The sequence below is a fragment of the Vibrio sp. OPT18 genome (assembly GCF_015163615.1).
In the GTDB taxonomy this organism is placed as follows: Bacteria; Pseudomonadota; Gammaproteobacteria; order Enterobacterales; family Vibrionaceae; genus Vibrio; species Vibrio coralliirubri.
Genome location: NZ_JADDYK010000079.1, coordinates 1 through 228, shown reverse-complemented (window position 1 = coordinate 228; position 228 = coordinate 1). Strand labels below are relative to the sequence as shown.

The following is a 228-nucleotide window of genomic DNA, read 5'->3' as shown; positions in this document are numbered from 1 at the left end:
CACTTCTGAGTTCGGCATGGAATCAGGTGGGTCCACAATGCTATGGTCGCCAAGCAAATTTTAAAATTCGGAAAACTGATTTAAAAGTCTCTTCAAACTCATTCAAGGTCTGGTCTTTCTTTGAGTCCATCAAAACCCCTTGGGTGTTGTATGGTTAAGCCTCACGGGCAATTAGTACAGGTTAGCTCAATGCCTCGCAGCACTTACACACCCTGCCTATCAACGTCG

General features: G+C 45.2%; 1 rRNA gene. It reads right to left on the bottom strand.

Annotated elements, in window-relative coordinates:
- Positions 1-150: 150 nt before the first annotated feature.
- A 23S ribosomal RNA gene (locus IQQ51_RS20865) occupies positions 151-228 on the bottom strand; the annotation flags it as partial.